Genomic DNA, 8612 nt, shown 5'->3' on the forward strand with positions numbered 1-8612 from the left:
TGCAATCGTTAGCCGCTTCGGGAGCGGCGATTTCAGGAAGAAGAAGCTGCAGGGCTGACATGGGTGGCTCCATGGTGGTAAAGTTGCCTTACTAGTAACGGATAACAATATCCGGATTACGTAAAACGTAATTTAACACAGATTACAGAATTGGTAATTAATTCTCTCTATGGAGTCTTGCCGCTATGTATGCTGAATTAATCGAGAACCTGACAGCCGAAGATCGCAAAGCCTTGGCTGAACAAGGTGTTCCGTCGTCGCGGGTGAGCGAATGGAAAACAGGCTTTAGAGTACCCACCCGTCCTCAAGCGCTGGCGCTTGCCACCGTCAAGGGCGTGGACTACATGGAGCTGGAGAAGGAGTTGGTAATGATCGAGGCGACGGAAGAAGCCAAGAAAAAACCAGCAATGGCCAGCCTACTTGAACGCATTCGAATACTGTAATGACCGACCTCGAATTCATGGACCACGCCGAACAACTGCTGCTTGCCGTCGAACGCAGTTGTGATCGCATCAATGACACCTCGGATGCCGATGTGGACAGCCAGCGCTCGGGGGGCATGGTGACCTTGACCTTTCCCAACCGCAGCCAGATCGTGATCAACCTGCAAAAACCGCTGCACGAGGTGTGGATGGCCGCCCGGTCTGGCGGCTATCACTATCGTTTTGATGGTAGCCATTGGCAGGACACCAAGGGCGCCGGAGAATTTTTTGCATGCCTCACGCGCGATGCCTCGCAACAGTCCGGGATGTCGCTGCAGTTTGCCCCGTAACTTACTCCGCGCCCGCCCAGTTGAGGAGGGGCGCTGCGGATTATGCGGCGCTCAGTTTCGGAACAAGTCCAGGATGCGGCTGCGCTCTTCAGAAGGCGGAGGTGCTTGGGGCGCTACTGCGGGAGACGCGGACCGGTCGTCCACCCCCACGCTCGAAACACCCGCATTGCGTGCGTACTCCTCGTAGAACCACTCACCGCCCACATTCACGACACCGGGTGGCACTGTAGGCTCCATCACTGGCACGCCCTTCAGCGCACGCTCCATGAAGCTGATCCACACGGGCAGGCTGAGCCCGCCACCGGTTTCCCGGCTGCCCAGATTGCGTGGCGTGTCATATCCAATCCAAGTGACAGCCGCAATGGTGGGCTGGAACCCTGCGAACCACGCGTCCACCGAATCGTTGGTGGTGCCGGTTTTGCCATAAAGATCGGGGCGCTTGAGAGTGGCCTGGGCCCGCGCTGCAGTGCCGGTGCGGGTCACCTCCTGCAACAGACTGCTCATCACAAAGGCATTGCGTGCGTCGATGGCCCGGGGCTGCTCGTTGAGCGCTGGTGGCGTGATTTCTGAAATCACTCGCCCCTTGTGGTCAGTCACCTTGGCAATCAGCCAAGGATTGACGCGGTAGCCCCCGTTGGCAAACACGGAATAAGCGGATGCCATTTGCAGGGGCGTGACCGAGCCCGCACCCAGCGCCATGGTCAGGTAGGCCGGGTGCTTTTCTGGGTCGAATCCAAATCGTCCCACCCATTCCTGCGCGGTTTTGGGTCCCACGGCTTGCAGGATCCGGATGGAGATCATGTTTTTGGACTTCGCCAAGCCCGTGCGCATACTCATGGGGCCGTCGTACTTGCCGTCGTAGTTCTTGGGTTCCCAAGGCTGACCGCCGGTGATACCCGCATCAAAGAACAGCGGAGCATCGTTGATCACGGTGGCAGGCGTGAAGCCCTTTTCGAGCGCTGCTGAATAGATGAACGGCTTGAAGCTCGAACCAGGCTGGCGCCATGCCTGCGCTGCATGGTTGAACTTGTTCTTGTCAAAGTCGAATCCACCTACCAATGCCCGGATGGAGCCATTGCGGGGGTCAAGGGCTACAAAAGCCCCTTCCACTTCGGGCAGCTGTGTAATCTCCCATGCGCCCTTTGGTGTCTTGACCACTCGGATGACGGCGCCGCGCCGGATCTTGATATTGGGCGGCGCCTTGTCGCTGAGCCCCGACTGCGCTGGTTTGAGTCCATCGCCGGTGATCTCCAGTGAGTCGCCATTGGCTCGTGCGGCTAGGATGCGTTTGGTGGATGCTTCCAGCACCACAGCGGAGAGTACGTCTCCGTTGTCGGGGTGGTTGGCAAGGGCGTCATCAATGGCGTCCTCCACTTCCTGGGCTGCTGTGGGCAACGCAACGAACTTCTCTGGTCCCCGATACTGCTGGCGCCGCTCGTAGTCCATGATCCCGCGCCGCAGGGCCACATAGGCGGCCTCTTGCTCCGCTGCATTGAGGGTGGTGTACACGTTGAGGCCGCGTGTGTAGGCCTCATTGCCGTACTGGGCGAAGATTAGCTGGCGGGTCATCTCGGCGACGTATTCCGCGTGGATGCGCGTGTTGTCGGGCCCCGTACGGATTTTCAACTCTTCTTTCTTGGCTTGCTCTGCTTGTTGCGCAGTGATGAAGCCGTTCTCTTCCATCCGTTCGATGATGTACTGCTGTCGAGCGCGGGCACGTTTGGGATTGCTGATGGGGTTGTAGGCAGATGGTGCCTTGGGCAAGCCCGCAAGCATTGCTGCTTCAGCAATGGAAACGGATTTCAGCGGTTTTCCAAAATAAGCCTCGGAGGCTGCCGCAAATCCATACGCACGATTGCCAAGGAAAATCTGATTCATGTAAATCTCAAGAATCTGATCCTTGGTCAGCAAATGCTCCAATTTGAAAGTTAGTAAGATTTCGTAAATTTTGCGAGTAAATGTTTTTTCTGAGGACAGATAAACATTTCGCGCAACCTGCATGGTGATCGTCGAGGCGCCCTGGCTTTTCACACGGCCCAGATTGGCGAGGCCCGCACGCAGCACGCCTTTGTAGTCCACACCACCGTGCTGGAAGAAGCGAGAGTCTTCGATCGCCAGCACTGCGTCTTTCATGACCTGCGGAATCTCGTCGATGGGCGTGAGGTTGCGACGCTCTTCACCAAACTCGCCCAATAAGGCCCCTTCCGCAGAGTACACCCGCAGCGGCAATTTGGGGCGGTAGTCCGCCAAGTCAGAGATGTCCGGCAGGTTGGGGTAGGCCACCGACAGAGCCACAGCGATTGTGAGCGCCAAGCCCACGGCCGCGGCCGCGGCCAGTCCAGTGATCCATAGAGCGATGCGAACCAACCAGCGAAGCCAACTGGGACGGGTGCGAGCAGGAGAGGAGTCCGACTTGTCGGAGGTCTTCGAGGGGGAGGGCGGCATATCGCTCCGATGGGGTAAGACCACCCATTATAAAAATGTCCACCGCTGGGGCTGGAAATCCGATTTCGTACTTGGCAAGGTGTCGCTGAAAGGCTTCCTGTAATAGCCAAGCGGCATTGCAGTGCTCTGAAATTTCGTCTGCTTTTGGCAACGCTCTTCGGGCGTTACAGGGGGAAAAATCTTTGCCGGAGAACTATCTTACTGATAGCATTCATGTGAAGTGTTAAGTTTTGTTGCCTCATTTTGGCAAGTTACAGGGGACCAATCTTGATCTCAATGGGGTCTTTGTTCAATCGCCAGTCTGCTCCGCTGCTGGGAATCGACATCAGCTCCTCCAGTGTCAAGCTGGTGGAGTTAGGGCGCGATAAGGCAGGTAGTCTGGTCCTAGAGCGTTGCGCGATCGAGCCGCTGGAGCGAGGCTGGATCACTGATGGCAACATCGAAAAATTTGACGAAGTGGCCGACGCATTGCGTCGACTGGTCAAGAAGAGTGGCACTCGAACCAAAAACGTGGCACTGGCATTGCCCCCCTCCGCTGTGATCACCAAGAAGATTACGCTGCCGGGTGGAATGACGGAGCAGGAGCTTGAGGTTCAGGTCGAATCCGAAGCCAACCAGTACATCCCATTTTCGCTCGATGAGGTGAGCTTAGATTTTTGCGTTATTGGTCCGAGTAAAAACGCGCCCGGGGACGTTGACGTTCTGATTGCTGCCTCCCGGCGCGAAAAAGTCCAAGACCGACAGGGCTTGGCGGAGGCCGCCGGGTTGAAGCCCGTGGTGGTCGATATTGAATCCCATGCATCACGACTGGCTGCAGGGCGTCTCATTGAAGCGCTGCCGAATAAAGGCGTCGATGCGATGGTGGCGCTTTTCGAGGTGGGAGCCTTGACGACCAGTATGCAGGTGATTCGGAACGAAGAAGTTCTGTACGACCGCGACCAAGCCTTCGGCGGCGCCCAGCTGACCCAGCTGATTGTTCGGCAATATGGTTTCTCTGTGGAAGAAGCCGAGAGCAAAAAGCGCAGCGGTGATTTGCCGGAAGACTATCAATCAGCAGTCCTTCGTCCTTTTGTCGACAGCATGGCCCAAGAGATTGGCCGAGCCCTCCAATTCTTCTTCACCAGCACGCCCCACAACCGTGTGGACCACATCATGCTGGCTGGTGGCTCGGCCCCACTGCCGGGGCTAACTGAGGCTGTCACCCAGCAAACCGGTTTTGCGTGCAGTGCTGTCAATCCTTTTGATGGTATGGAAATCGGAAGTTCCGTGCGACTGAAAAAAATGGTGCGCGAAGCACCGTCGTACCTGACCTCGTGCGGTCTTGCTATGCGGAGGTTTCTGCAGTGATTCTGATCAATCTTTTGCCTCACCGAGAGGAGGCACGCAAACGCCGCAAGGAAGCTTTTCAGGCGACGATGTTTGCATCTTTGCTTTTGGGCCTTGCTATTGCCGGAGCCATCTACTGGTGGTTTCAGATCATGATCACGGATCAGCAGAATAAGAACGCCTTTCTCCAGCAGGAGATAAAGGTGTTGGAGGGACAGATCAAAGAAATTGCATCCATCGAAGATGAAATTGCTTCTTTGCGTGCGCGCCAGAAGGCGGTAGAAGATCTACAGTCTGACAGAAACCTTCCTGTTCACTTGCTTACCGAATTGGTCAAACAACTCCCTGACGGGGTGTATGTCACGGCAATCCGGCAAGCCGGGCAAACGATCACGATGCAGGGGATGGCGCAGTCCAACGAACGGGTTTCCGAGTTGTTGCGTAATTTGGCAAGCAACACGCCGTGGTTGGCGAAGCCAGAATTGGTGGAAATCACTGCAAGCACTGTAGCGCTGACCTCGCGAGATCAACGCCGAGTTTCTTCCTTCAACTTGAGGTTCCAATTGGTGCGCGCCAGCGACGCACAAAAATCTATAGCGGCAGCGAATGTTGCTGCCTCTTCGCCTGGAGGTAGGTGACATGGCGAAAGCAAAAGAAAAAAAGATAAATTTCGCTGAATGGATAGAGTCTGTCCAGCGGCAGTTCAGAAGCTTGGATTCCAGAGATCCTTCAGCTTGGCCAGTTTTGCCAAAGGTAATTCTCTGCGTCTTTATTGCGGGCGCTGTCGCTGCGGTGTCGTGGTTCGCATTTTTGCAAGACTATGAAGTGCAGTTGGGTGAGGAACGCAACAAGGAATTAGCTTTGAGGGGTGACTACCAGAAGAAGCTCATCAAAGCAGTTAGCTTGGATGCACTGAAGAAGCAGCGTGAGCAGATTCAGCAATATGTTATTCAGCTAGAAAAGCAACTTCCTAGTAAAGCTGAAATGGCTGCGTTGCTTTCTGATATCAATCAATCTGGTTTAGGGAGAAGTCTGCAGTTTGAGTTGTTTCGGCCCGGTCAAGTCGTTGCCAAAGACTACTATGCTGAGCTTCCCATTTCTATTCGTGTTACTGGTAAGTATCATGATATCGGAGCTTTTGCCTCTGATATTGCGCACCTGTCTCGCATTGTTACGCTTAACAACATATCGATTACTCCCGGGGCTCGTGAAGGCTTAACTATGGATGCGACTGCGCGCACATTTAGATATCTGGATCCTGAGGAGATCCAGGCGCAAAAGAAGGCGGGGGGGGCTAAGTGATGAAAATTTTCACTGCGTCATTTCTTGTGAGTGGTTTGTTAATGCTTGTTGGCTGTGCTCCGTCAGGGGAAGATGAATTGAGAGTTTGGATGGCGGAGCAGCGAGCCAACACAAAACCGAGCGTTCAGCCGTTAACTGAACCAAAGAAGTTTGTCCCTGAAGCATATAGCCAGGATGGTGCGATAGAACCGTTCAATCAACTTAAATTAACACAAGCGTTGAAACGGGACTCTAGTCAAGTGGCCTCGAACGTTACGTTGATCGCTCCAGAAATGGCCCGTCGTAAGGAGCCATTGGAGGCGTTCCCATTGGATTCTATGGCTATGGTGGGTAGTCTGAATAAATCAGGCGCACCGATAGCGTTGATTAAAGTTGATAGCTTGATCTATCAGGTCAAGGTTGGAAATTACCTTGGTCAAAATTATGGAAAAGTCACTCGGATTACTGAAAATTCAATTCAGCTGCGTGAAATAGCACAAGATGCAACAGGGGATTGGATAGAGCGTTCAGCATCGCTTGATCTGCAAGAGGGTAAAAAATGAAACAAAATAGTGGCATATTGTTCAGTTATTGCCGTGGCGCTGCTGTAGGCGTTTCAATGCTTTTTCTTTCTCTTGGGGCATTTGCCGCTGGGGGGATTAGTGCTGTTTCCGCTAGCATCCAGGCGGGTGTTGAGATATTGAGAGTTGATTTTTCTGAGCCGATTTCTTCTTCGCCTACAGGATTCTCGACACAGTCTCCTGCACGCATCGCGCTGGACTTTCAGGGGGTGGGGAATGATAGTGGTAAATCGCTGTATGATATTAACCTTGGAAATTTGAAATCGGTGAATATTGTGAATGCAGGGGAGCGTTCGCGTATTGTTCTGAATCTAAAAAATCCGACCTCTTACAAAACGGAAATTCAAGGGAAATCCTTGTTTTTGTCGCTTGAGTCTTCGCTTGTCGGAACGAGGCCTTCTGCTCAAACCACCGCATTTTCGGAAAGTCAGAACAACGATGTGCTACCGTTGAAAGACATAGACTTTCGACGTGGTTCGGACGGTGCTGGAAGGGTAATCGTGAATCTTCTTAGCAATCAGGTAGGTGTTGATCTGCAGCAGCAAACCAAAGGTATTGTGGTTGAATTTATGCGATCATCGTTGCCTGAGGGGTTGCGTCGAAAATTAGATGTTACGGATTTTGGCACTCCTGTGCAGACTGTAACTACAACACAGACGGGTGAGCGCGTCCGTATGCTTATTGAATCGAATGGTGAATGGGAGCACAGCGCATACCAAAGTGACAATCAGTTTGTTGTTGAAATTCGGCAGAAGAAAATCGATCTGAGTAAATTGACGCAGGGTCCTGGGTACTCAGGAGAAAAATTATCCTTGAATTTCCAGAATATCGAAGTGAGATCTTTGCTGCAGGTTATTGCTGATTTTACGAATTTCAATATAGTCACATCTGACACTGTCACGGGTGCTCTAACCCTGCGGCTCAAGGATGTCCCCTGGGACCAAGCGCTCCAAATTATCATGGACGCCAAAGGTCTTGGTATGCGTAAGACAGGATCCGTTCTATGGATCGCCCCTAAAGATGAGATAGATGCTCGTACAAAGAAAGACTTCGAGGCTGCTCAGGCAATCCAAAAATTGGAGCCACTTAAGACGCAGGCTTTTCAGCTTAACTATGCAAAGTCAGCAGACATTGTTGCTCAGCTCACCACTACGGCGGGTGCGTCCAGCGGGGCCGCATCAACGCGATTTTTGTCGGAGCGTGGTAGTGCAATATCCGAACCGAGGACAAATCAGTTATTTGTGACTGATACCCCAAGTAAGCTCGAAGAAGTTCGTTTACTACTGGCGAGCTTGGATGTTGCAGTTCGTCAAGTTTTGATTGAGGCGCGCATTGTCGAGGCGCGAGATACTTTTGGCCGATCTTTGGGCGTACGTTTGGGTGCAACTGACTTGCGTGCTAATAGGGGGGGGGATGGTGGATATGGAGTCGGAGGAAATAACCGAGTAGCCTTCGGTACCTCATACAGCGATGCCGTTGCATCCAGTGGTGCAGGTGGTGCGACTAATACGAGTGGAAATTTTGTGAACCTGCCCGCAAGTCTATCTAATGTGAGCAGTGTGGGGAGTTTTGCGCTATCGATATTCAATTCTGCCGCAAATCGCTTTCTTACATTAGAGCTTTCGGCAATGGAGGCCGACGGTAAGGGGAGGATAGTTTCCAGCCCTCGCATTATTACGGCGGATCAAACTAAGGCGCTGATTGAGCAAGGTACAGAGTATCCGTACGCTGTGACGGCCCCTAACGGTGCTACGACTCTAGCCTTCAAAAAAGCAGTACTCAAGCTTGAAGTGACGCCCCAGATAACTCCTGAGGGGAATATTATTCTTGATTTAGACGTGAACAAAGACAGCCGAGGAGAGACAACTACTCAAGGTGTCGCTATTGACACCAAGCATGTCAAAACGCAAATTTTGATTGAAAACGGCGGAACCGTTGTAATTGGTGGAATCTTTGAAATGGAAGAAACCAATCAAGAGAATAAAATCCCGTTGCTTGGCGATGTTCCTGTGGTGGGTAATCTCTTCAAAAATAGAACAAAAGAATCTACCAAGCGTGAAATGTTAGTATTTATTACGCCTAAAGTTATTTCTGATAGTGGTCCTAGAAAATAATTCTTTACGGATTAATTGATTATGAAAAAGTTATTTAAAATATTACTCGCCATCACTGCCGGTGTGTTGGTTGTCGCTTGTGGAGGCGGGGGG

Annotated in this window: 8 protein-coding genes; 7 read left to right on the forward strand and 1 reads right to left on the reverse strand. The window is 52.3% G+C overall.

What is annotated here, in order from left to right; translation table 11 throughout:
* Nucleotides 1-185 precede the first annotated feature (185 nt).
* Nucleotides 186-443, forward strand: a complete 258-nt coding sequence (locus AC07X4_RS23395) for a hypothetical protein (protein WP_440597491.1) — start codon at nucleotides 186-188, stop codon at nucleotides 441-443.
* A complete protein-coding gene (cyaY, locus tag AC07X4_RS23400; protein ID WP_056060182.1) occupies nucleotides 443-772 on the forward strand; it encodes an iron donor protein CyaY in 330 nt (109 codons plus the stop codon). The genes AC07X4_RS23395 and cyaY overlap by 1 nt, the downstream gene beginning before the upstream one ends.
* A gap of 51 nt (nucleotides 773-823) precedes the next feature.
* Here the strand turns inward: cyaY and AC07X4_RS23405 are convergent, their stop codons facing one another.
* Entirely contained in the window at nucleotides 824-3217 is a 2394-nt protein-coding gene (locus AC07X4_RS23405) for a penicillin-binding protein 1A (protein WP_494741474.1), read from the reverse strand.
* A 267-nt stretch (nucleotides 3218-3484) separates the two neighbouring features.
* Here AC07X4_RS23405 and AC07X4_RS23410 point away from each other — a divergent pair, with 267 nt between their 5' ends.
* The 5 genes from AC07X4_RS23410 to AC07X4_RS23430 are packed head-to-tail and all read left to right on the forward strand — an operon-like array spanning nucleotide 3485 to nucleotide 8519.
* Nucleotides 3485-4564, forward strand: a complete 1080-nt coding sequence (locus AC07X4_RS23410; RefSeq protein ID WP_015012658.1) for a pilus assembly protein PilM — start codon at nucleotides 3485-3487, stop codon at nucleotides 4562-4564.
* A complete protein-coding gene (locus AC07X4_RS23415) occupies nucleotides 4561-5181 on the forward strand; it encodes a PilN domain-containing protein (RefSeq protein ID WP_056060186.1) in 621 nt (206 codons plus the stop codon). Before AC07X4_RS23410 ends, AC07X4_RS23415 begins: the two co-directional genes overlap by 4 nt.
* 1 nt (nucleotide 5182) lies before the next feature.
* Nucleotides 5183-5845, forward strand: a complete 663-nt coding sequence (locus AC07X4_RS23420; RefSeq protein ID WP_056060190.1) for a type IV pilus inner membrane component PilO — start codon at nucleotides 5183-5185, stop codon at nucleotides 5843-5845.
* Nucleotides 5845-6387: a pilus assembly protein PilP gene (locus AC07X4_RS23425; RefSeq protein ID WP_082522379.1), complete on the forward strand. Its 543-nt coding sequence runs from the start codon at nucleotides 5845-5847 to the stop codon at nucleotides 6385-6387. The genes AC07X4_RS23420 and AC07X4_RS23425 overlap by 1 nt, the downstream gene beginning before the upstream one ends.
* On the forward strand, nucleotides 6384-8519 hold the full coding sequence (locus AC07X4_RS23430; protein ID WP_440597489.1) for a type IV pilus secretin PilQ: 2136 nt from the start codon (nucleotides 6384-6386) through the stop codon (nucleotides 8517-8519). The genes AC07X4_RS23425 and AC07X4_RS23430 overlap by 4 nt, the downstream gene beginning before the upstream one ends.
* Nucleotides 8520-8612: the final 93 nt, after the last annotated feature.

It is taken from the genome of Acidovorax sp. GW460-11-11-14-LB4 (assembly GCF_059423685.1).